Source organism: Paraprevotella xylaniphila YIT 11841, from assembly GCF_900683745.1.
Classification (GTDB): domain Bacteria; phylum Bacteroidota; class Bacteroidia; order Bacteroidales; family Bacteroidaceae; genus Paraprevotella; species Paraprevotella xylaniphila.
The window spans coordinates 3,406,942-3,430,430 of sequence record NZ_LR215980.1 but is presented as its reverse complement, the minus strand read 5'-3'; the positions used below and the strand labels follow the sequence as shown (position 1 = coordinate 3,430,430).

Annotated in this window: 22 protein-coding genes; 10 read left to right on the top strand and 12 right to left on the bottom strand. The window is 49.9% G+C overall.

The window, feature by feature from the left end:
* Positions 1–2 precede the first annotated feature (2 nt).
* The 6 genes from E0E47_RS14360 (at position 3) to E0E47_RS14335 (ending at position 2,873) form a co-directional block, all read left to right on the top strand.
* On the top strand, positions 3–770 hold the full coding sequence (locus tag E0E47_RS14360) for a 3'-5' exonuclease (protein WP_008860772.1): 768 nt from the start codon (positions 3–5) through the stop codon (positions 768–770).
* A complete protein-coding gene (locus E0E47_RS14355; protein WP_009316565.1) occupies positions 767–1,126 on the top strand; it encodes a hypothetical protein in 360 nt (119 codons plus the stop codon). Before E0E47_RS14360 ends, E0E47_RS14355 begins: the two co-directional genes overlap by 4 nt.
* On the top strand, positions 1,095–1,616 hold the full coding sequence (locus E0E47_RS14350; protein WP_130894026.1) for a hypothetical protein: 522 nt from the start codon (positions 1,095–1,097) through the stop codon (positions 1,614–1,616). The genes E0E47_RS14355 and E0E47_RS14350 overlap by 32 nt, the downstream gene beginning before the upstream one ends.
* A gap of 142 nt (positions 1,617–1,758) precedes the next feature.
* Positions 1,759–2,058 (top strand): hypothetical protein, encoded by a 300-nt coding sequence (locus E0E47_RS14345; protein ID WP_129614700.1) that lies wholly within the window; start codon positions 1,759–1,761, stop codon positions 2,056–2,058.
* A gap of 22 nt (positions 2,059–2,080) precedes the next feature.
* Entirely contained in the window at positions 2,081–2,287 is a 207-nt protein-coding gene (locus tag E0E47_RS14340; RefSeq protein WP_008860768.1) for a hypothetical protein, read from the top strand.
* Positions 2,280–2,873: a DUF6549 family protein gene (locus tag E0E47_RS14335; protein ID WP_008860767.1), complete on the top strand. Its 594-nt coding sequence runs from the start codon at positions 2,280–2,282 to the stop codon at positions 2,871–2,873. Before E0E47_RS14340 ends, E0E47_RS14335 begins: the two co-directional genes overlap by 8 nt.
* A gap of 282 nt (positions 2,874–3,155) precedes the next feature.
* On the opposite strand, the gene E0E47_RS14330 is transcribed toward E0E47_RS14335, so the two are convergent.
* Positions 3,156–4,217: a helix-turn-helix domain-containing protein gene (locus tag E0E47_RS14330; protein ID WP_007756689.1), complete on the bottom strand. Its 1,062-nt coding sequence runs from the start codon at positions 4,215–4,217 to the stop codon at positions 3,156–3,158.
* A 299-nt stretch (positions 4,218–4,516) separates the two neighbouring features.
* On the opposite strand from E0E47_RS14330, the gene E0E47_RS14325 reads away from it, so the two are divergent.
* The 4 genes from E0E47_RS14325 to E0E47_RS14310 all read left to right on the top strand — a co-directional run bounded on the left by E0E47_RS14325 (position 4,517) and on the right by E0E47_RS14310 (position 9,331).
* Positions 4,517–5,746 carry a DUF3575 domain-containing protein gene (locus E0E47_RS14325; protein ID WP_055204023.1) on the top strand — a complete coding sequence of 410 codons (1,230 nt, stop codon included), beginning with the start codon at positions 4,517–4,519 and terminating at the stop codon, positions 5,744–5,746.
* Entirely contained in the window at positions 5,743–6,663 is a 921-nt protein-coding gene (locus tag E0E47_RS14320) for a DUF5119 domain-containing protein (RefSeq protein WP_130894025.1), read from the top strand. The genes E0E47_RS14325 and E0E47_RS14320 overlap by 4 nt, the downstream gene beginning before the upstream one ends.
* Before the next feature lie 45 nt (positions 6,664–6,708).
* Positions 6,709–7,824 (top strand): fimbrillin family protein, encoded by a 1,116-nt coding sequence (locus E0E47_RS14315; RefSeq protein WP_130894024.1) that lies wholly within the window; start codon positions 6,709–6,711, stop codon positions 7,822–7,824.
* A 148-nt stretch (positions 7,825–7,972) separates the two neighbouring features.
* On the top strand, positions 7,973–9,331 hold the full coding sequence (locus E0E47_RS14310) for a transposase (RefSeq protein WP_130894023.1): 1,359 nt from the start codon (positions 7,973–7,975) through the stop codon (positions 9,329–9,331).
* 638 nt (positions 9,332–9,969) lie between these two features.
* Here the strand turns inward: E0E47_RS14310 and E0E47_RS14305 are convergent.
* The 11 genes from E0E47_RS14305 to E0E47_RS14255 form a co-directional block, all read right to left on the bottom strand.
* On the bottom strand, positions 9,970–10,902 hold the full coding sequence (locus E0E47_RS14305) for a hypothetical protein (RefSeq protein WP_117515197.1): 933 nt from the start codon (positions 10,900–10,902) through the stop codon (positions 9,970–9,972).
* Positions 10,903–10,908: 6 nt separating this feature from the next.
* A complete protein-coding gene (locus E0E47_RS14300; protein ID WP_004328512.1) occupies positions 10,909–11,649 on the bottom strand; it encodes a toxin-antitoxin system YwqK family antitoxin in 741 nt (246 codons plus the stop codon).
* Positions 11,650–11,801: 152 nt separating this feature from the next.
* On the bottom strand, positions 11,802–12,425 hold the full coding sequence (locus tag E0E47_RS14295) for a hypothetical protein (protein WP_117722006.1): 624 nt from the start codon (positions 12,423–12,425) through the stop codon (positions 11,802–11,804).
* Between the two features lie 21 nt (positions 12,426–12,446).
* The gene (locus E0E47_RS14290; RefSeq protein WP_117515201.1) at positions 12,447–12,872 is read right to left on the bottom strand and encodes a tetratricopeptide repeat protein; all 426 of its coding nucleotides are present in this window, start codon (positions 12,870–12,872) and stop codon (positions 12,447–12,449) included.
* Between the two features lie 6 nt (positions 12,873–12,878).
* Positions 12,879–14,009, bottom strand: a complete 1,131-nt coding sequence (locus E0E47_RS14285) for a vWA domain-containing protein (protein WP_004328515.1) — start codon at positions 14,007–14,009, stop codon at positions 12,879–12,881.
* A gap of 14 nt (positions 14,010–14,023) precedes the next feature.
* Positions 14,024–16,246, bottom strand: a complete 2,223-nt coding sequence (locus E0E47_RS14280; RefSeq protein WP_130894022.1) for a DUF5682 family protein — start codon at positions 16,244–16,246, stop codon at positions 14,024–14,026.
* A 28-nt stretch (positions 16,247–16,274) separates the two neighbouring features.
* On the bottom strand, positions 16,275–17,354 hold the full coding sequence (locus E0E47_RS14275; protein ID WP_004328517.1) for an ATP-binding protein: 1,080 nt from the start codon (positions 17,352–17,354) through the stop codon (positions 16,275–16,277).
* 14 nt (positions 17,355–17,368) lie between these two features.
* Entirely contained in the window at positions 17,369–18,844 is a 1,476-nt protein-coding gene (locus E0E47_RS14270; protein ID WP_118435298.1) for a DUF5691 domain-containing protein, read from the bottom strand.
* Entirely contained in the window at positions 18,831–20,162 is a 1,332-nt protein-coding gene (locus E0E47_RS14265) for an SWIM zinc finger family protein (protein WP_130894021.1), read from the bottom strand. The genes E0E47_RS14270 and E0E47_RS14265 overlap by 14 nt, the downstream gene beginning before the upstream one ends.
* 29 nt (positions 20,163–20,191) lie before the next feature.
* A complete protein-coding gene (locus tag E0E47_RS14260; RefSeq protein WP_117722009.1) occupies positions 20,192–21,067 on the bottom strand; it encodes a DUF4261 domain-containing protein in 876 nt (291 codons plus the stop codon).
* 32 nt (positions 21,068–21,099) lie between these two features.
* Entirely contained in the window at positions 21,100–23,472 is a 2,373-nt protein-coding gene (locus E0E47_RS14255; protein ID WP_232038459.1) for a DUF4253 domain-containing protein, read from the bottom strand.
* Between the last annotated feature and the right edge of the window lie 17 nt (positions 23,473–23,489).

Sequence of the window (23,489 nt, the reverse complement as noted above, 5' to 3'; positions counted from 1 at the left end):
ATATGGCACCCAAGACAGAACAGAAGATATATGTAGGCATCGGGCTGGACTTCGAGACCGGAGGGCTGGACTGCCGTGAATGCGCCTGTACACAGATCGCCCTGCAAGCCGTCCGTTTCGACACATGGCAGGTATTCGACCGCTATCAGGCGTATATCGCCCCCTACGGGAAACAGGACGCGGGGCTTCCCCGACGCAAGGTGTTGCGTACCCGCCATGAACAGGCGAAAGAACCGGAATATGTCCCGATGAAGTACGAACAGACGGCATTGGACTATTCCGCCATTACCATGGAGATGCTGCGCACACAGGGTGTGGACATGAAGAAAGTCGCCGGAGAAGTCATCGCCTTCGCCAAACGCAGCACCCTCTCGAAGGGCTATCAGTGCAAGCCCGTGCTGGTCGGACAGAACATCGCTTTCGATATCGGATTCCTGCAACAGCTGATGAACTATGCCGGACTGGCCGCCGAGTTTGAAAAGACCTTTTCCGGTACCAAGGACTATTACGGCAACTTCCAGCCGCACTACATCGACACGCTTGTCATGGGACGGTTGGCTTTTGCCGCTGATCCGGAGGTTACTTCGTATAAACTGGAACTGGTAGCCTCAAAATTGGGGGTGGAACTGGACGATGCCCACGATGCGGCTGCGGATGTGACGGCCACGCTTGACATCCTGGGGGTCTATACCTCCCGTCTGCGCCAGACGGAAGGGGCGGCAATCGCTACGCAGAAGAAAGAGAAAACCCGTAAATATTTCAAGATATGAGTATGGACACGAATAAGGAAGCCCAAGGCATTGACCGGGAACAGATTCCCGAGACCATTACATTCCGTACGGCGGACCGGATGACCTACGGGGCGCTGGGCTATGACGGGAACGAACTGATGGCGTTCATATCGGGCTACGACCTGGAAATCAAGTTCAACCTGCGGCTCATCAACTCGCTAGCGGATGCGGAGGCGTGTGCCGATGCGTTGGCCCAGGTATTCTATGACGCATTAATGGAGCAGTTGCTCAATGAAAAGGCGGATTTTGTAAAACCTCCGGGATACAAACCCGCTACTCTTTCAGAAAAGGAAGGAAGAACCGATGTCAGACAAGATAACGAACACGCAGGATAGGCCGGAAGAGAACCCGCTCACGGAGCAGGAGCTGCAATTCTGCAACCTCTATGTGAACGGCGGGCTGGAATATGCCGGACAGCCGAAAAAATGCTTTGTGGAGGTATTCGGTGAGGATACGGTGAAGAACCCGTATGCTTCGGCCAATTACCTGATGAACAAACCGCATGTGCTGGCACATATCAAGGCATTGCTCTCCTCGGAACGGTTCGAGATGGAGACGATGGCTGTAAAGCTGCAGGTGACCGAGACTCTCAAGGCAATCATGGACGAGACGGCCACTTCGGACTATACAGACCGTTTCGGTGTGCCGCTCTCTCCGGCACCGCTCAGGGCCGTGTCGGTCAATGCCGCCAAGGCGCTGATGGATATCTTCCCCATCAGGCACAAGGAGGAGAACCGCCTGCGTATCGAAGGCAGCGACGGCAATGTTATCTTCAATGTAATCGTACCCCAAAATCCTGTAAAAGATGGCGAAGCGGAAACGTAAAATCACTAAGGAAGAAATCGCCTGGTGGGTCTATCTGGCGATGATGATCGCGCTTGTCATCTATGGGTTCCGGGATAGTGCGGCAGCCGAGACTCTGCTGAGGGCTATCAGGGACGCATTCTCACTTTTAATGGAATAAGATATGGAACAACTCAAAGAATTTGTAATGAAGTACTTCAAGCTCATTGTCGTGGTACTCTCGTTCTCGCTGACACTGTACATACAGCATGTCAACAACACCGCCCAAATTGCAGAACTGGAAACCAAATGTATCGGTTTGGAAGTGGAAATCAAGAACCAGTATGACCGTATCAACGCCATGAAGCTGGACAAGTCCGTGTTCGAGGCAACCATGATGCAGCTCAACACGGTACAGAATGACCTGCACGAAATCCGTGCCGATATCCGTGAACTTCTCAAATGTCAGGGAACGCACAAGTAAAAACATCATGGAAAGACCAGTTATGAAAAAGAATGCATACGTTACCATCATCGCTTCGCCTGAACTCTCCGAAATGAGGTTGGACGAACTGGTCGGTCGCCGTGGACTGGTCGTTGAAGACCTCCCGCAGAACCGAAAAAAGAACCGGGGCGGCCTTGTATTGTTGGAAGAAATCTATATGGATGAATTTCTGTGGTTCATCCCCGAAGAATCAGTATCATATGAGTAGATTAAACAGAATACTTCTGGCAACGGTGTTGCTGCTCTGTAGCATCCTCTGGCTGCAGCACCGGCGGACAATACGCCTCACGGAAGAACGCGACCGATTCCGCATGAACAGCACCGCACTGCTTTCCGATGTGAAGCGGATGCAGATCGATTCAGCGACGATGGTCCTCGATGCCAAGGCATTGCGGCTGACTATAGATGAGTATAAAGAGTTCCGTGCCAAGGATGCCGAGACCATCGAAAGGCTAGGCGTGAAAATCAGGAACCTCGAAGTGGCTGCACGGCATGAAGTCGAAGTGAAAGCCCCGATAGATGCCGCCATCCGTGACACGCTCATTATCCGTGATACCGTTCCACTGCTGCGGCAGAAGGTGGAGATGGTTACACCGTATATCCAACTTACCGGGTTGATCGAGAACAAACGGCTCAAAGGCGACATCAAAGTTCCGGTAACCCTCAATCAGGCGGTTTGGGTAGAATACAAGGGATGGTGGTTCTGGAAGCGTGTAAAGGCTATCCATCAGTCCATTTCCAGTGACAACCCGTATGTGGAAATCAGGTATTCGGAATATATACGCATACAGTGAAAGAACATGTGTCTTTTATATGTGAAAAGTTCCTGTGACGCCGGTGCGCCAAGGGACTTTTTGCTTTTAGATGTGTTAAAGGCAGATGAATATTCATGCAATGGTTTCCCCGGGATTAGTTTTCAGGTGAAAAATTAAATAACAGATATATTCATGTGACGACCTGAATGTCCCCCGGATGAATGTTCGGGGGATTTTTTTTCTTTTGGGCGTTCCCGTGGGACGGTCGGGCTTTACGTTTCAAGTCCTCGCCTAAAGGCTGTGGGCTTTACTCTGCAATCCCTAACGCATGGCTGAAAACTCCTCTTGCCGGTGGTGTTCTTCTTCATACAGCCTCATGCGTTCTTGTAATGCTTCTTTTAAATTGTCGCTTTTTTTCAGTCCGAGTTTGGCACGTATGTTCGCTCGTTGGCTGGTTATGTTTCCGCTACTCCGATGTAATAATTCGCATATTTGGCTGACGGTCTTGTCTTGCAGTATTAAACGGCAGATGTTTAATTCGGACGGGGATAAATTGGGATATATTCTCCTGATTGTATCAAGTTTACTTTTTTCCTTTTTCTGGTATGCGGCAAGGGCTGTAAAAAGATTTTCTTTGGATTGTTCCCCTATTATGTTTAACAGGGAGCTTGTCTTTTCTTCCGGGTTATTCTCGCTTAACAACTCGGCGAACGCGAATAGTTCTTCCTTTTTCATTTGGAGACGTTTCAAAAGCATTTCCTCTTCCTCTTTTAGCAAGTTGCTACTTTTTAGCAAGCTGCTGATATTACTGTGTAAGGATCTTCCTAATAAGGGGATCATGGTGTATATGATGATGATCAAAGGCAGATAACTGTATAGGAACGGTTCGTCGGTGATAAGTGTGCAGATTGTATAGGAAGCTATGGTAAGGGAGGACAATAGGATGGAGATATTACTCATATAGGCACAGATGGAAAGCATGGTAAATAAGAGAGAGATAGTAATGTTACTCATTATCAATGCTCTTTGATAACTATATTCATATCCGCTACATATTGAGCAATAAATTATCTCGATAAAAATCTCGATATGTATGGCTATCAGTATAATGGAAAAGGTCGTGGTCAGATTTACTCTCTTTTTAAAATAAGCGAGAGTGCACATAATGATAAACAGGAATAATACGCTGTTAATATAATAAAACTGTTCATTGGGAAATGGAACTGAATATATGTATATGGGTGCGCATAAGGCCAGCATGAGCAGGGATAGATGAAAGACACGTTTTTGTTGATACGTTATTATCATTTCGCTTTCTTTTTTGTCGTAAGTTTGAGTTTTTATTGAACTTAGAAAAGTAGCGGCTTTTGTGCTGAATTTCATGTGTTTTATTGTTTTAAGTGTTATTAAGTATAATGTTTCCTGCAAAAACAACTGTTTTTTTTTTTTGTATGTTTAAGTACTTTTCTTTATGATGTTAAGTGTTTTTAATTGTTGTGTAAGCGTGATTGGCTGCTGTGGTAAGTGTTGTAGCTGTTGTGTGGTTGTCTTTTTAAGTATTTATAAGTTTAAAATACTTGTTTTTTGCTTTGGAGGTTGGTTTATAGGTGCATATCTTTAGCGGTTGAAATTCAGGGGGTGTAAAAGCCTGGGGTTGGATTGTCATATTAACAAATGATTAAATGACGAAAAGAGGTTTTTATATTAAATGTGTATTGTTCGTGCTCGTGTTGAGTATAAGCGGAGAAATATCCGCTCAGGAGAAGCGTGATTCGGTAAGGATCTATTTTCATCAAGGAAAGGTAAATATAGATACATGTTTACTTGACAATGGGAACGAGATGGAGCGGTTTGCTAAAATCTGTTCCGCATTGAACGACTCCGTCCGTCTTATCAGGAAAATTCAAATAATAGGAGGAGCTTCCCCGGAAGGAGGGGGGCTGTTGAATGGAAGGCTGTCTGAAAAACGAGCAGAGGTTTTGTGGCGGTATATATCACCTTATATAAAGATTCCGGTATTGGAGAGGGATTTTCATTTTTCGGGAAGCGACTGGAACGGACTTATAACGATGGTGAGAGCGGATGTGAATGTTCCGGAGAGGGAGGATGTCCTTCGTTTGTTGGAGAAGATCGTCCGTTTGGAAAACCAGGACAGCCCTTATTTGGGGGGAGAACTGAAAAGACTGAAAGGGGGGAGGCCATACTCATATTTGTATAAATTCCATTTTCCGAAACTTCGTTCGTCGATGGTGAAAATATGCTATGATAGTGATCCGATAAATCCCGTCAGAGATACGGTATATATACATACACGTGATACGTTGTGCATCCGTGATACCGTTACCGTCATAGCTCCGGTAAAGAAACGGCCGTTTTGCATGGCGGTGAAAACAAACTTGCTTTATGACGCTGTTTTGATACCTGACATCGGGGTTGAGTTCTGTTTGGGGAAGAACTGGTCTGTGGCCGGGAATTGGATGTATGCCTGGTGGAAAAGTGATCGGAAGCATAATTATTGGCGTATCTATGGGGGAGATGTGGAGTTGCGCCGCTGGTTCGGTCGGAGAGCGGTGGAAAAACCGTTTTCCGGGCATCATGTCGGATTGTACGGGCAGATCGTCACCTATGATTTCGAATTGGGTGGGAAAGGTTACTTGGGGGATAAATGGAGTTACGGGGGAGGCGTGGCTTACGGCTACTCGTTACCTGTGGGACATCGGTTCAATGTGGATTTCACGTTGGGAATCGGCTACCTTGGAGGATCGTACAAGGAGTACATCCCTTTGGACGGTCACTATGTATGGCAGACCACTAAAAACCGCCGCTGGTTCGGCCCGACCAAGGCGGGTATCTCTTTGGTGTGGTTGATCGGCCGTGGCAACTACAACGAGAAGAAAGGAGGCAGGCAGTGATACGGATACGCTTTTGTCTGGTGTTCATATTTTTATGGATAGGACTGACGGCTTGTGAGCATAAGGATTTATGTTACGATCATCCGCACTTTGCCAAGGTGCGGGTATTATTCGACTGGACCAAGATTTCCAATCATGACAAGCCTGAAGGCATGAGGGTCGTATTTTATCCGACCGACGATGAAAGCAACACGTGGATATTTGATTTCCCCGGAGGAGAGGATGGGGAAGTGGAGCTCCCCGAGAATGATTACCGGGTAATTTGCTTCAACTACGATACCGACGGGATGGTTTGGAAAGAAAACGGCAGTTACACGCTTTTTACTGCCGATACGCGTGATGTTCAGTCGCCGGATAACCGGACAATGGCTGTCACCCCACCCTGGCTGTGTGGCGACCATATAGACAGAGTTATCCTCAAGGACATTCCGGGAGGAAGCGCGGAGATAGTACGACTAACTCCCGTAAACATGGTATGTCACTACACGTATGAGGTGAACGGTCTTCGGGGACTGGATAGGGTGGCGGATTTGCGGGCCGCTCTTTCCGGCATGTCCGGCTCGCTTAACATGTCCGGCGACAGTTTGCCCGCCGGTCTTTCGGAGAGCCTGCTCTTTGATGGAATGGTTTCACGGAATCAGATTATAGGCGGATTCTATACGTTTGGACATTCCGCACTTGAAGGAGAGCCCAATGTTTTCCGGCTGTATCTCAAGAACCGTTCCGGCAGCATGTCTGTATTGGAACAGGACGTGAGCGACCAAGTGCATGATGTCCCGGTAGCGGGGCATATCGGTGATGTGCATCTGGTGTTGAATTTTGATTATGAGGTACCATCCGAGCCGGGAAGTGGCGGTCCGGGATTTGATGTGGACGTTGATGATTGGGATGATGTGAATGTGGATATAGTGTTGTAATCGAGTTTTATTAATTATATGTATCAATTTAAATTGTTTTTATTTATGAAAAAAAGTACAGTAATGCTTTGGGCAATCTTTGGAGCTCTACTCATGGGTTGCTCAGACGAGGAGATTGCGAATGTGGAAACCTCCTCACGGAATGCGATTGGTTTTAACGTGTTAAGTAATGCGGCGGAAACGAGGGCTATCCCTACTACCCCCGACAACTTGACGAGCACCGATTTCGACGTGTTCGCTTTTACGACGGATGGTACTGCCTTCATGGGAAAGGTAGACACGGATTTTGGACATGACGGAGTGAAGATCGTGTACAAAAATGGTAAGTGGGATTATGACGATGCGAACGACCTTCGTTATTGGCCTACCGAGGCTTTGGACTTTTACGCGTTCAATCCCGGAACGGTTAGTGAAGACATGATAGTGTTTTATAGTTGGGAAGCCACCAAGGATGTCCAAAAGATAAGTTATACCTGCATGGATGAGTATGGAAGCGGTACTACTCATGCAAACTACGACGTGATGTATGCCATGGCCAAAGGCCAGACAAAAGACATGAACAACGGAATAGTGAAATTTAATTTCAAACATATTCTGTCACAGGTCGTATTCAAAGCAAAGACCCAATACGATAACATGCAGGTGGACATCGACGTGATCAAGATTCATAATTTCAAATTTGCCGGCGCCTTCACATTGCCTGCGGCAGCCGATGGAACGGGAAGTTGGAGTTCGTCTGATTTAGCATTTCCACACGCATTTACCGTAGTGAAAAACGCAAACATCACGGTCAATAGCAATACCGAAGCTACCGATATTACCACAAATACTCCTATGCTGAATATACCACAGGAGCTGACTGCTTGGAAAGTTTCCGAAACAGCCACCAAAAGCAAGTTGGAGGCCGATAATGCGAAGCAATGTTATCTGGAGATCGCCTGCAAAATCCGGCAGTCCGGAGCTTATCTGTTGGGTTCAGCAAGCGAATACAAAACAATTTATGTTCCGTTCGGAGATACATGGGAACAGGGCAAGCGTCATATCTACACGTTGATTTTCGGTGGTGGTTATGATGATCAGGGAGAGGCTGTGTTGAATCCGATCCAGTTTGATGCAGAGACAACAGGCTGGGTTAATGCGGCAAAAGACGTAAACGTTTAATTAGGGACATTCATTAAATATTATAAAATTAGCCAACTAATTCATACACAAATTATTGCGAATTAGTTGGCTTTTTTGTATCTTTAGGTATTCCCCCGAAAACAAGGTTTGACGGCTAAAACGGGGGAAATACCCAAACTAATAAGATATGGCAAAGATACAAAATATTTCAGAAATTCACCCTACTTTGGGTTTTACAGAATTTGATATTCTGGAAAAATACCGCAAGAGTTTTAATGAGAGTGAGCTTGGTAAGCTTCATTCGGTCTTTCCGTTTGAATGTATGGCAAAAGCCGCAGGCCTGTCGGACCGACGCCTGGGCCGCAGGAACATATTCAGTCCTTCCGCAAAGATCGCCCTTATGGTCCTGAAGGCATACACCGGATTCTCCGACAGGCAACTGGTGGAACATCTGAACGGGAACATACACTACCAGATTTTCTGTGGAATTATGATCCCCCCGTCCCTTCCCATAACCAACTTCAAGATAGTCAGTGCCATCCGTAATGAGATAGCATCCCGCCTTGACATTGATTCTTTCCAGGAGGTCCTGGCTTCACACTGGAAACCTTATCTTGATAACCTTCACGTCTGCATGACCGATGCCACATGCTATGAGAGCCACATGCGTTTTCCTACGGACATGAAACTTCTTTGGGAAAGCCTCGAATGGCTCTACAGGCATATATGCCGGCATTGCAGGGAGCTGGGCATAAGGCGTCCGCGCAACAAATACAGGAATGTGGCGGAATCCTATCTGTCCTACTGCAAGAAAAGAAAGAGGAGAGCTTCAAGGACAAGAATGCTTAAGCGCCGTATGATCAAGCTTCCTGAAAAGCTCCTCAGTCAAAGGGATGGGATCCATAGCGAGTACGGTGCTTTACTCCGATATACCCAGGATTACCATAAGCGTCTTTCCACCATCAGAAAGGTCCTTGTACAGGAAAAGGAAATGTTTGAAGGGCGGAAAGTCAGTGACCGCATCGTCAGCATTGACCGTCATTATGTACGTCCCATCGTCAGAGGCAAGAAAACCAAGTCCGTCGAGTTTGGTGCAAAGGTCAATAATATACAGATAGACGGCATATCGTTCATCGAACACCTCTCGTTCAAGGCATTCAATGAGGGTATACGCTTGAAGGACTGTATCCGTATGCAGCAGAAGCTTATGAATGTAAGGGTAAGATGTGTGGCTGCCGATTCCATATATGCTAATAATGCCAACAGAAAGTTCTGTACAAAATATAGGATATCCACATCCTTTGTGCGCAAGGGAAGGGCGGCAAAAGATGAGTCTTTGAGGAAGGTGCTTAGAAGCGAACTCTCAAAAGAAAGGGCCACACGGCTTGAAGGAAGCTTCGGCACTCAGAAGCAACATTACTCGCTCTCAAGGATAAAGGCCAGAAACAGGAAGACGGAAATACTGTGGATTTTCTTTGGAATACATACGGCAAATGCCATACTGATGATAGAAAAAATCAGAAACAAAACAGCTAAAGCAGCATGATATGATGTTACTCACAGAATCAGAAGAGGTCATCAGACTTCTTCCGGAACGTCATGTCCTGTCGGATAGAATTATGTGAGAAAGCACCGAAAAATGGCAATAAGAACGGCCTATGAAGTGGTCATGCCCTATCATCTTCATATGCCATCTTATTTTTTAGGGACATTTACTGAATATCCCTAATTAATATCGTACCCGTTGGCAGGTTAAATAATCCGATATTCGTAGACCCGGAACGGGGCATTGAAAGCACTCTTGGAGTTTTTCATTTGTCAACAGGTTATTATCTTTGGATAGGTAGCTTTTTGACTTTGCTATTGGGCGAAATCGCATTGTTTGTATTAAAAAACAAAATAGGATGACTCACTATAATCTACTTCGTATTTTTCCATAAATGCAATCCTTGCCAAAAAGCAGTTTGTTCGGGTGGTTGTTTGGGCGTTCCCCCTTCGGGTCGGGCTTTCCGCTACAAGTCCTCGCTATGCTGTGGCTTTTCCCCTGCAATCCCTAACGTGGGTGAAAGGGTTTTCACTATCTTGCGCTTGCACTTTGACACACGGGGCTTCGGCTGTTCGCCGAAACTTCCCGCGCCCCGTCCCGCCCGAAAGAGTTCCCCGGCGTTTGTCCGGCAGCCGACATTATTCAAGGTAGTATTCTATAATATCTTTTATCAGTAGCTCTTCTCCTTGTTTCCATAATTTCCAGCCTTGTTCACTCTTTATTGTATCGCCTTGTACCTCAAACGGTTTTCGGACTTCTGTATTGTCCTTGAAGCAGACTACCGTCACCATGCGAAGATAGTCTTCCCAAGAGATATAGTAGGTGTCAAAGTCATGCGTTCTTTTCGCTGGAATACCATTTATCCGCATGAGGCTGCGGTTGCGTTGCATCCTGTTTCCATGCATCATAATCTGCCCAGATGAACAGTTGATCCATGCCGTTTTTCCGCTTTCCTCGTTCAGTACAATTTCAGCCCTTCCCGCCATTAAGCCCAACACTCTAAAACGGAGCATGGGAAAAGTGTAGGTCAGACTTGCCGTCTCTTCTAAGTATTCATGTATGTTGCTTCCGGATCTCCATGCCAAGGGCATTAACGTATCTGATTCCGAAGAGTAACGATAGTAATATCTGCCATCTTTGCATGAAGCGTTATTCTGTCCGTCCTGCCATTCCTGCGGATTGTCATCCTTCCTTTTCCGCTCGGCAATATCCTTGTCAAACGGATACTGATGCAGTGCAATGCTATCTTCCGGCTCCTTGCACGTTGCTGTCCGGTATAATGGTATGACGGGGTTCTGCTCGGCTATGACCTCCATGAACCCAATACCCAAAGGAGCATATAATCCATTCTTGCGTTGGAACTGGAAATGATTGCCTTGTATGAAAAGGGAGGGAAAATCATCGGAAGCAATCCCCGTTATTATATCCGCTTCGCCAATAACATCCGCTGTCCGTTGGTCTTGTTTGCATGAAGATGTGCAGGCGGACTCATTGTCTGTCGGAGGCATAGGCGGCTTGCAACTCATGACCGATGCAGCCGTCAAAAGTAGTGTTATGATGACGGTTTTCATCTAAGTTTAAGCCCCACCTTCACCATGCCATGTGCAGGTTTGGGTATTATCTTGATAGTTATGCTGTATCCATTGCCCTGATTTCTCACCGTCGGTGTATTGTCCCTCAATGGTTATATAGGGTTTACCCTCCCATGTTGATTCCACACGATACGAACCGTCGAGTTTTCCATTACGGTAGTGGCATGTAGTCTTGCTGCGTATTGCGCGGCCGTCCTCGAAGATTTCCCATTCCTCGCCATCTTTTTTCCCGTCGATATAATGAGATTCAAAAATCTGCTTACCCGTCTTGTTGGCAAAGCGACGTTCCCGCCCGTTCTCCACACTCTGTTTGTACTCCTTTTCTATCTCTATTTTTCCGTTACGGAAATAGGTCTTTACAGTTCCGTCTATCTTGCCTTGTAGTATGGGTGTTTCCTTTCGAGGAGTAACGCCGTCTTGGTAGTATTCCGTGAATGTACCGTTACGCTTGCCCTTGACATATATGCCCGACTCACGCAATACCCCGTCACGGTAGCGATGATAGTCACCGTTTATCATGCCGTCTGAAAGTTTCACGTGTTCTTCGTCAAGCCCTCGTATAATGCGATATTTTCCCTGCAACGGCCGTTTACTGTCTTTTTTATAATATACTGTGCGGTGTGCATCATCCGTCAGGGGCTGCAAATCATTCCATTCTACTGTTTGTTGTGCGGAAACCGTGCCGCAAAGCAACAAAAAAATGTATAGTATCAACATTCTATTCATATGTCGTATATTTTTATTTTTCGAGGTTGATAATGTTCTGTGGCAAACTGATTTTCAGGGGGGGGGCAAACCGCTTATTATATTTATTTTGAAGAAATTTCTCCATTCTTATAGCTTTGCTATAAAATAAAGCATTAATCCAACTATTATATTCACTCTTCAAGTTTACTTTTCACCAATTTCAGGAATTCCTCCTTAGTCATGAACCTGTCGAGAAAATCATTCAGTCGTCCCTCATTGGTTACTTCCGTGAAAAATTCCTCATGATCCGTACTCCAGATGACAGGATTCTCAGGGTCGTTATCTGACAGGCAGATGAGATAGTAATTGGGATAACCGTCCGTATAAAGCAGCTCTACAAAATCCGGAGTGGCACAATTTGAATACTTGATGATTTCACCCAGCTCTGCATTATCCGTAAACCAACCATTCCATTCTTCAAAATCCGGTGTCCCTTTTTGGAATGGCGTAAATGGTCTGGCAACCCAAAACAGTTGGCGGCGAGGTTCTTCATCCAAGGTAAAGAACGTATCTGTCATTTCCTTATAGAACGCCTCCCTGTCAGAATTGAACAACTCCATATGCTCATCCACCCAATCGCCCAAACCTTCAATCGGCTCTGTATCTTCGGCAGCCAGCCAGGGCGTGTCCACCGGTTTAAGGAACAAGGCCGTATCGAATGTAATGGCACAGAGATCCTCTTTCAGTGAATTCCCTTTCAGGTTTGCTACGTTGCCGCCCAGTAGCCTGATTCTGTCTGTTATTTCCTTTTTCATGAGTGCCGTATAATTTTGTTATTATTTTTGTTTGAGATTCACATGCCCGGACAGCCATTGGAAATATTTCCAGTCTTCCTTGAAAATCTTTTCCCCTTCGAGCATATAGGCGCGGAGAAGAAATTCAGTTGCATTGGTTTCATCCTCCATTTCCAGATAGTTCTCGCCAAGGCGCAGCAGGATGAAAGGATTGTCTGTCTCTCCGATATTGTAGCATTTGCGGAAAAACTCCAGCGACTTGCCGTAGTTCCCCATCATGAAATGGGCGTCACCGATTGAGCCGGCGAGCCAGAGATATGCTTCCCAGTCTTCCTTCGGTTCAGGAAGGATGTCCAGTGCCTCTTGGAAACAGGAGATGGCTTTCGCGTAATCTTCGCTTTCCATCGCCTCATTTCCCGTTTCTGACAGTTCTTCGATTCTGTCGTACAGTTCATCTGAAAGTTCCATATTCCTCTATTTTTCTTTGATATTCTTTGATGCCCACATCCCGATATCCTGCTTGCTCAATGCCGCAGCCATCAGGTCGGGGAATTTGTCAGGCGTACAGGCAAATGTGGGAACACCCAGACCGGCAAGATACTCGGCATTACGCTTGTCGTAGCAGGGCGCCCCGTCATCGTTCAGGGCCGGAAGCACAATCAGCTGCACACCGCTGGCCACAATGGAGGCGAAACGCTTGCGCATCTCCTTCTCGTCACCGCCTTCATAGAGGTCGGTCACCAGTACCAGCACAGTGTCCTGCGGCCGTGTGATCACACCCTGACAGTAAGTCAGGGCCCTGGCTATGTCGGTTCCTCCGCCGAGCTGGACACCGAACAACAGGTCAACCGGGTCCTGCAGGTCATCGGTAAGGTCAACGACCGAAGTGTCGAACACCACCATACGCGTATTGACGGACGGCAGGGAGGCCAGTACCGAACCGAAGATGCCGGAATATACGACAGAGGTTCCCATCGAACCGCTCTGGTCGAGACAGAGAATGATGTCCTTCAGAGCCTTGCATTTTCTGCCGTAGCCTATCCTGACTTCCGGAATGACGGTCTTGTACTGGGGCTGGTAGTTCTTCAGGTTCTTTATGATGGTCGTCTTCCAGTCTATCTCGTTGTAACGGGGATTGCGCCTTCTCGCCGAACGGTTCAAAGCACCGGTGACGGCCTGCTGGGTCGGGGAAGAGAGCTTCCGCAGCAGGTCATCCACGACCTTGCGTACAACCTGACGGGCCATGTCCTTGTTCTTTTCGGGAATGGCCCTGCCGAGTGACATCAGTGTAGCTACCAGATGTACGTCAGGGACAACTGTTGCCAGCATCTCCTTCTCGGTAAGCAGCGAATCGATATGCAGACGCTTGATGGCATCCCTCTGGATGACCTGCACGACGGTCTGTGGGAAAAACTCCCGGATATCGCCAAGCCAGCGGCTTACCTTTGGGGCCGACGACCCGAGTCCGCCGCGGCGGTCACTGTCATAGACGGCTTCCAGCGAACTGTCAAGGCGCTGTTCTTCCACCGTCAGCGTTACACCCGTCCCGTCAGCGGCATTCCCGCCGAGAGCCATACGCCATCTTTTCAAATATTCTGTTTCCATGTTCTGTTCCTTTTTTATCCGATTCCCAGAAGTCTGCCGAGCAGGGGTATTACTTTGGATGCATCCCCGTCATTGCAGGAATGTTCCCCGGAGGCGATTCCGGTATCGGTTCCGTTCAATTCGAATCCTTTGGCCTTCTCGCCGAGTTTGCGGCGCTCGGCTGTAGTGAAATTGCTGAATGTACGTCTGATCACCGGCAGCAGTTCTATGAAATTTGCGTCGCTCAAACCGCAGAGCCAGCCGTTCACGAGCTGCCACAGGTTGTCGTCCAGCAGCAGTACCGAACCTGATGCACGCAGGAATCCCTCAAACCAGTATGCGATGTCGGAAGGTGCGTTGCCCACCGATGAATAGAAGCTCAAGGTGTCACGCATCTCTTCACGCGATATCCTGCCCTTGTCGTAGAGTATGCGTGCCGCGTACCCGGAGAGCAGCGGATGCGCTCCTGATGAATTGCGGATCTGCTGCACGAACCCATACCACATGCCGTTCAGCTCTTCGTCATCAAGCGTGGATACGGCATAGTTGGTAGCCGACAGGTGTTCAAGAAGTTCTCCGGCTGCCTCCTCGTCGATGTTGATGCAGACGAGCAGACCTCCTGCAAGGATACGTGCCACCATGGCCCGGAGCATGTTGCCCACCTTGCTGAAATCCAGATTGCGGACATCGCCGTAACGGACGATGTTCACCAGGTCGGGAACCGCTTCCATCATCTCCACAATGTCTGTGGATGCCGCCGACAGACGGTCAAGACGGATGGTCATCGCTTCCACAAGCTCCGGAAGGTTGGCCGGAATGACCCGGTCAAGAAGTCCCGTCAGTTCGGGGATTCTGGTGATTCCGGTCATGCGGTCAGAGACGTACTTCTGCACGGCTTCCTCCACGGTATTGCCCCAGACTGCCCGTTCTATGATGCAGACAATCTGTTCCGGTCTATGGTAAAGACTCCATTTTTCCTTGAAAGTACCCTTGCCGCCTGCGGTTTCCGGCTTGGCCCAGTCTATGTCAAGCAGGGCCAGGCGGTGGAAGAACAGGCTGCGTTCCAGGTCGGTCTCCTTGCGCAGGTCAAGTGTCATCTCCTTTATTTCCGCCGTGAAAGGAACACGCAAGCGTTTCTGCTGCCGTTCCACGTCAATCAGGAGAGGGACTTTGGGTACCGCTTCCGGCACTTTGCCCAGACAGTTGCCCACGATGAGCGATTCCCTGACGAGCTGCAGCAGCATATCGTCCCCGAAGCCCATTACGGTGGTCACCGCCTCGTTGTATTCCTCAAGCGTCGGGGCGGGCAATCCACGCAACGCAGCTGTCGTCTGCGCCAGACGGACTGTCTCGATTACGTGGGCCACCGAGATGTCCATGTCCTTCTTCCTCAGAAGGGCCGCTATACGGCTGACCCACCAGGTGCCGTCATCTTCCGGATGATGCCACAGGTAATGGTACCATCCCGGAGAGTCTATGCCGGCCCCGTAACCGCTGCGGAAGGTGAGCCTGTCATACGTCCACGGAATCCACGTGCATTCCGCCTTTACCTTCGGGAGCCCTTTCAGCAGCTCGTTGTCATCCTTCACCTTCGGCATATTCTCCAGTGCCGGGACATGCCATGCCCCGCAGATTACGGCTATGCACCCGAAAGGTTCCTTCTGGGCCGCTCGTATCATGCGACGCATCCACGCTTCACGGACAAGGTTCCTGCGGGAGGTATGTTCCGAGAGGGCTTCCCTGAGCGCGGTCACAGCTTCCTTGACGGCCTCGAAGATGCCGCTGCCGTCTCTGCGCTGTTCTATGTTCATGTTCCACCACGATTCACCGTCAGTATAGCCGGCAGCTTCTGCCAGCAGGTCAAACGGATCACCCGGCTGTTTAATAGCTTCATCATCCGCTTCTACAGGCTCGTTGCCATCCTTCCTTTCCGCTTCGAAGGCAAGGGAATGGGCAAGCGGGAGATCGAAGAAGCGTAAGGTGACATTCTCCCGGAGAGCATAGCGCAAAGCCTGCCATTCCGGCGAGAAGTCGGCAAACGGATAGAATACGGCATTCTGCGGCACATCGGGTTGATAGCCGAGCAGGGCTACCGGAGGCTTCATCTGCCCGTAGGAGACGAACGGCATGAGAGCCTCGGCCTCCGCCGGTCCCTCAAGCAGTATGAGGTCGGGACGGATACGCTCAAGTTCCTGCAGGATGTTCCGGCAGGAGCCCGGCCCGTGATGACGTATTCCCAATAGATGAATGTCTGTCATATTACTTGTCTCATGCAAAATACGTCAATCAAATCATATCTCTTGAAGCCCTGTAGATGTCTTTCCAGCCCTCACGGTTCTTGACCACTGTCTCCATGTATTCCTGCCATACCACTTTGTCCTGTACAGGGTCTTTCACCACGGCACCGAGGATGCCTGAAACGAGGTCCTCCGCATGGATCTGGCCGTCACCGAAATAGCCGGCCATGGCAAGGCCGTTGTTCACCACGGATATGGCTTCTGCCGTACTCAGTGTGCCGCTCGGGCTCTTGAGCTTCGTCTTGCCGTCGCCGGTGGCTCCCTGACGCAGCTCACGGAAAATGGTGACGACACGACGGATTTCATCAAGGGCAGGTTTCTCTGCCGGCAGCTGCATCACTTTCTCGAAGCTCTCCACGCGGCGGCGGACAATGTCAACTTCTTCCTCAAGCGTGTCGGGCAACGGGAGGATGACCGTGTTGAAACGGCGTTTCAGTGCGCTTGAAAGGTCATTCACACCTTTATCCCTATTGTTGGCCGTGGCTATGATGTTGAATCCGCGGATGGCCTGCACCTCCTTGTTCAGCTCGGGGATGGGCAGGGTCTTCTCCGAAAGGATGGTGATGAGCGTATCCTGCACGTCAGAACCGATACGGGTAAGCTCCTCAATGCGGCCGATCTTGCCTTCCTGCATCGCCTTCATCACCGGGGTCTGTACCAGGGCACCCTCACTCGGCCCCTCGGCGAGAAGACGGGCATAGTTCCAGCCATAGCGGATGGCCTCTTCTCCCGTTCCGGCGGTACCCTGTACTATCAGCGTCGAATCGCCTGATATGGCTGCCGCCATGTGCTCGCTGACCCAGCTCTTGGCCGTACCGGGAAGACCGTACAGAAGCAGCGCCCGGTCGGTGACAAGGGTGGCCACGGCAATCTCCATCAGGCGGCGGTTGCCTATGTATTTCGGTGAAACCTCGAAACCGTTCTTCAGTATCCCTCCCATGAGGTAGGTGACCACGGATTGGGGTGACATCTCCCAGTTTTCGGGAATCGGGTTGGTCTCGTTCTTTTTCAGTTCATGAAGTTCCTCTGCAAACTGTTGCTCGGCATGTTGTCTCAGTAAAGTGCTCATATGAATATCAATATTTATTTTTCATTTAACAAAGTGTCTATTTCAGATTTAAGATCCATGAATTCCAGCATCTTCGAGCAGAACTCGTTCATGGACGGCGAAGCCTCCGCCGAAGAGGCGGCCTTGGCCTCGATCAGGTTCCTTAGATGTGACGGGATATGCATGGCAAGCCGTTCCGCCATGTCTGCGGCATAGTACAGGTAATCCTTTTTCAGAATCCAAGACATGACGCTGGAAGAGAATTTCGGGCCCCATGCCTCGTAGTCGTTGCCGTACCATGAGTCGGGTATGAATCCGAAATCCCGGACCGTTTCCGGCCAGCTGATTTCCTCCCGCTGGGAGGGAGTGAGCATCGCCACGAGTTCCGGCTTGCGCAGATAGGAAGGGTCTTCCTTCAGGGTGTGGAAAGCCCACAGCCCGTCCGAGAAGTTGAGTATCGGGTCCTCCAGCTCCAGGAACTTCCTGAAAGGGGGATGCTTGGCGAATTTTCTCGCGGCCTCTTCCTTACCGCAGCCATATACCTCGCACCAGAAACTCAAAGGCACCCGTTCGGCGAGCTGCCTCAGGATGAATTCGGAATCGCCCTCTTTCTTGTTGGAGCTTACCTCGGACAGCCCCATGGCCTTCATCTCCGGGGTGTATCCGATCTCGTCGTATGACCATCCGGTAAGCATGTTGTGTCTGATATGTCCACGCAGGAGTTCGCAGCAGCGCATCACCATGGCTGAATCGGGAATCATGCACAGAAGTTTCCGTGCCGTTTCCTTGACAATGGAGCTGCGGTCCGACTCCAGCACTTCCTGTATGAAGAGCTCGTCGGCCTTGCTGATGTTTATCCGGAGACATTCAAGCAGCTCGTTGCGCTGGTTGGCCGGTTCGCTCTTCCAGTCTTTCCGCAGCAGTTCAAGGGCTGCGGCAGAATCCTGCTGCCTGAATCTGGCAAGCATCTCCTTACGCTCGCCGTGGGTGGCCGTATCCCAAGAATCGGTGATCCCGCATTCCTCTCCGACAAGGCCCATCTGCCTGATCAGCCATAAGCCTCTGTTCCCGACGAGATTTTTCAGCAGCCTGCGTTCTTCAAACCGCAACGGATTGTTGCGGTCATAGGCACGCCGGATAAGCGGCTGGAGGTATTCGGGCGAAATGATTTTTCCCGACCCCTGCGCCAGACGGTAGGCGTAGGCTAGCATATAGCGTGTACCGTGGAGTCTGGAAAAGAGTTGACTCCGGTCCTTGTCGAAATACGGCAGTTCCTCTTCCGGGGCTGTTTTCACGGGGACAATGCCTTCCGCTCCGGCCGGTTCCCATCCGGCACGCCTGTAGGCGAAGGCGGATGCGGCTGTCATGTACAGGAACGATTCCGTGTCTTCGGCTTTCCCGTGGATCCCGTCAACCAGAGTCTGAAGGGACTCGGGAAAGGCTCCGGGAACGAATTCACGGTTGGCTGTTCCAAGCAGTGCAGCCTGTATGATAGGTTCAGTTACGTTCATCTCTCCAAGTATGATATTCTTTGTTGTACCAAATGGATTTCAGCTCCCATATATCCCCGTTTACAATGACCAGCGAGGCGAACGGATTGCCGCCGGTAATGGCGAGGATGTCGATGAAGGTTTCCTCGGGCATCGCCACACGGACGGCATTGCCCGCGTTGTCCAGCAGCGTGTAGTCTTTCCCGTTACGGGCAACCCTCACGTCATCCACAAGCAGGGGGACGTCCTCGAAAAACGGATTCGTCAGCATGGCCGTGCGGTACACCGCGGCAGCCTGCTTCAGGTCAGGGCTGCACGCCGGCACAAAGTTTTCTTCCGCGAGTACGGACTCCCGGAACAATGCACGCCGGCATGTACCCGTGCCGTTGTAAAAGCATAGCGCCCCTTTATAGGCACTGCCCGGAATCCAGTTCTCGGTGGAAAAGGTACCGACAACGGCAAAACTCAGGTATCTGGCGAAAAGTCTGCTTTCCTTTCCGTAAAACCAGTAGATGTCGGTATTGATATCGTTGACTTTACGGGACTGCTTGTGAAGCACGAGCCAGCTGTCCGCCACCGGCTCTCCGGCAAGGACGTTGTCCTTGGACTGGGGATATCCGATCTGCGTGCGTATCTCGTCCTTCCATTCTTCGGGAAGGCCGTCCATGTTTCTGTAGCTCTGCATGAGCAGGTACAGCCTGCCCATGCTTTCCGTCAGGTCGGATTTCCAGCTTTCCGAGTCGAAGTCTATAGCCTCCATGGCTCTCAGTCTCCCCGCAAGTCCCGGTGCCTGGGCATCCACCATCCTCCGGGCCATGTTGTCAAACAGGGTATAGGCACGTTCCGGAACATTCAGGAATCCGTTGCGCACCAGGTCCTTCATCCATACCTCAAGGTCGGATATGCCTCCCAGTACCTTCTGGTGCCGTTTCTCCTGCCTCTTGGCCTGAGCCGCTTCATCCACAGGGGTTTCGCTTTTGGCTTTCTGCTCCTTCTTTTCGGCCTTCTCCGTTCTTTTGGCAAGCCACGCCGTCACCCATTCCGGCTCTTCCGCCTGCGTGAACTGGTCTGGCTGGCGGGCGTACAGCAACAGCAGGCCAAGCCCATGCTTGCACGGGAATTTGCGGCTCGGGCAGGAACACTTGAACGCAATGTCATTCAAGTCTATCACCGTCTGGTAGGGATTCTTTCCGCTTCCCTGGCAATGACCCCAGACGGCACGTCCGCTGCATTCCCTCAGTACCCATTTGCTTAAGGTCGCAAGTCCTTTGCCGGCCTTTACAGACGAGTCGTCGGGAGCGAGCTGCAATATCTGTTCTTCTGTCAAGTTCAATGGCATACGCAACAAGTTAATTGGTCATTGGTAAATCATTCCCTGTTCCCGGCTGCATATTCTCCCGTGTTGATGTCAAGTACGGGACGCTTGGGCTGTATCAGCGCGTCTTCGTATTGGCATTTCCACTGGATGCTGCGGTCCATATAACCGTCTTTGATTCCATCGACGGTTTCTCCCGAGTCTATTTCATTGCCGCTTGTAAGCAGATAGGAGGCCACGTTGTAGGCATGGTTCACTACCCAGTTCGGATCAAGTCCGCGGAAGTGGTACTGCAGGTCAGGCAGGAACAGCGTGTTCATCCCGAGTGTATCTACCAGCATGTCGTCGGAACCCTGAATCGTGAAGAAACGGACGTTTACGGCATAGCGGATGAACCGGTCAGGACCTTCTATCTGATTGCTGCGGATTTCCTCCGCCTCGAACAGTTTCCCGCTGCCGCTGAAGAAGAACGCTTCGCAGGACGGGAACAGTTCGGCGAGCGCTTCAAGGTAGTCCATTTCCAGATTGGCACGTTCCAGAGAAGACAGGCCACGGGCAAGGAAGTCTGTAGCGAGCATACTGTACCGGCATTCCTCAAGGATACGGTCACGGCTTTCCTGGCAGTCCCACATCTGGCTCCGGGTGAAGTCGTCCACGGTCTTTCCGTCAAAGTCCATGCACGAAGTCATCAGGAACTGCACGGGTGCTTTCCCGTCCTCAAACTCCACCATGTGGTCCAGGGCGGTGATGAAGACAGACTTGTCATCACCTTCGCGGCATTCTACATTGCCGAAATGCTTCCGGCATACATCAGCCACCCTCTGCGTGTCCGGCAATTCAACCGGTTCCTTGAACAGAAGGTTTATAAGTAAAGGTCCTCCAGGCTGCAGTTCCTTTGTATTTAGGTCTTGTTGAAATACTTGGTTCATATTGAAATGCTTTTGAATGTGAAACGAATCGGTTAATCCCACCAGAAATACCATATTCTGGATTGACGCAACGTGTCGGCAAGACTGCCTATGCCGTTACAGTTCTGGTCCATATCCGGACAGAAAGCATATTGCTGTATTGCGGCTTCCATTGCTCTGTCTTCCGGAACGGGCGCTGGAAGTTCATACTCCAGCTGGTCGCTGGTAAAGGTTCCCGGAACAGCACCGTATTCTTCGTACCAATACTTTGAGATAGCCATCAGTTCGGGGTTTGCAGGACAGTCGTTCCAGTTGCCGAATGGCAGGTACGCGAATATTTTCCACGGCTCCGTGACCGGAATACGGGCAAGGATCAGCGGATGCGTCATGTTCGTGTCGGTATTCCAGTAGCTCGAGTAACGGTTGTTGTCGAATCCGCCTTCAGGCTCTTCTTCAATATCATCGTTGTCCTGCCCGGTCAGCTTGTCAAGGATGGATTTACCGTCCATGACAGGAGCCTCAAGCAGCCTTCTGCGGAATTCATTGACTTTTTCCTGGTTGAATGTGTAATCATCCGAGCTTTCGCTCTCAGGATCCGAGTTCCCGATTATGTTTTCCCACAAACCTTCATCGACATTGACTAGAACGGGGATGAAGCCTTCCCGCACGCCGAGCCGTTGGGCATAGGTATAGGCTGACATGATAGGGTCATCGTCACTCATGGATGGGAAATAGGTACATTCACAATCAAGATAATCCATGAAGGCACGGGCCAGTTCGTCTGGCTCAACGGTATCTTTGTCTATATGCAGCCCCTGCCAGTTGGCGAAGCGTCTGTCTATGCGTTGTGACATTGCCTGGTAATAATCCTCGTCATACGGGACAAACAGGTATGCTTCCTCTTTGAACTCATCGGAATGATACCTTTCCGGACCGAAATAATCCAGGGCGTGGTTGTCAATGTCTCCGGGGTAAAATGGAGTTTCATTGGCGCCATAATAACTGCCATAATAGTAGTCGGCAAATGCACGGCCCTGTTTATTGAACAGGAATCTTGTAAGCTGCCCGTTCAGGTTGTCCTTTATGAACACCCTCAGGTCATCATCGGCTGAGCCGCTTTTGATCCGGGACACAAGGTCTCCGAACTGTTCAAGAAAATCATCCCTCATAAGGTCATTTACCATGCACCAGCGTAGATATATTGCCAGATGATTGTAGGCCGTAATTGTATCTAACGGCAGATCCTTCTCTTTGAACTTCTCCAGATGGCCTTCCGCATCGTCCATCACTTCATCCGTGTCATCCGGGAAATCGGGACCGCCATCGGCATCGTCTTCGCTGCCGTATGAGATTTTCAGAGTCACTTTGTCCGGAAGGGCAACACCCTGTCCACGTGTTATCCTATGTTTGTCGACAGCCGAGAAGCCTATGGTTTCTCCGTCGTTGAGAACTGCATCGTATTCCAGAACATATCCTGCCATGCTGGCCAGGAAGTCTCTCACCTTTGACGGGTCGGCATCCACGTCAAGGACCTCCATTTCGTCCTTGCCGAAACACTCCATTCCATAGGTGTAGCCGCTGATTCCCTTTTCGGTACGGTAAAGCCCGAACCATATCCAGTTGTATATAGGCAGCGAATCCTCCTTCATCATTCCGGAAAAGCCTTCATAGAAACGAGGCTGGAAAACGCCACCGCTGGTATAGATACCGGTTATATTCTTCTGGTGGCAGCAGACAGACAACAGCTTCACGTACAGTTTGCCTCTTTCGATCAGGGACTCCTCTTTGCCGATAACGGCAACCATGATGTGTGCCTTATGCTCTTTGGCTGTTTTTTCGGCCTCCGGCCACATGTAATTGTTCTTCGCGCATTCTTCGGCTTCACCATTAGGTACGGGGGCAGGCATCAGGCTTACCGCCGCCATCATGTCACCTACGTCAAAGACCAGAGACTCGGGATTCCGTTCCTCGTCAGATTTCTCTTCAGCGGTGATGTCCCACTGTTCTTTCAGATCTCTGATGTATTTTTCCTTGTCCCAGCTGTTGTCGGAGAGCAGGGCGAATCCCACGAATGTGCCGGCCTTCTTCTCACGTTCCTCGGCCTGCTTTGCCTGTTCCATCCAGTAGGAACGCACCATCTCGACAAGGGCCGTAGCATCCTTGACAGCCGTCTTTTCGTTATAAGGTTCCATCTCACTGAAGGTATGGCCGCAGTCCGACAAGCTGTCTCCTTCGTATCCACCATTCACACCCAGCAGCCATTCACTGTCCTTGGTATCCTTGTATTTGAAGATGTAGTAGGTCATATCGTGCAGTACGAATGTTTCCGTACACTCTATCTCTGCCGGCTCGTGTCCCAGTTCCTGCGGGTGCGAGAGCCAGGCCGTCATTGCAGCCAGAGCCGCTTCATATTGTGTTGGTCTCATATCTTGAATGTTTTTAA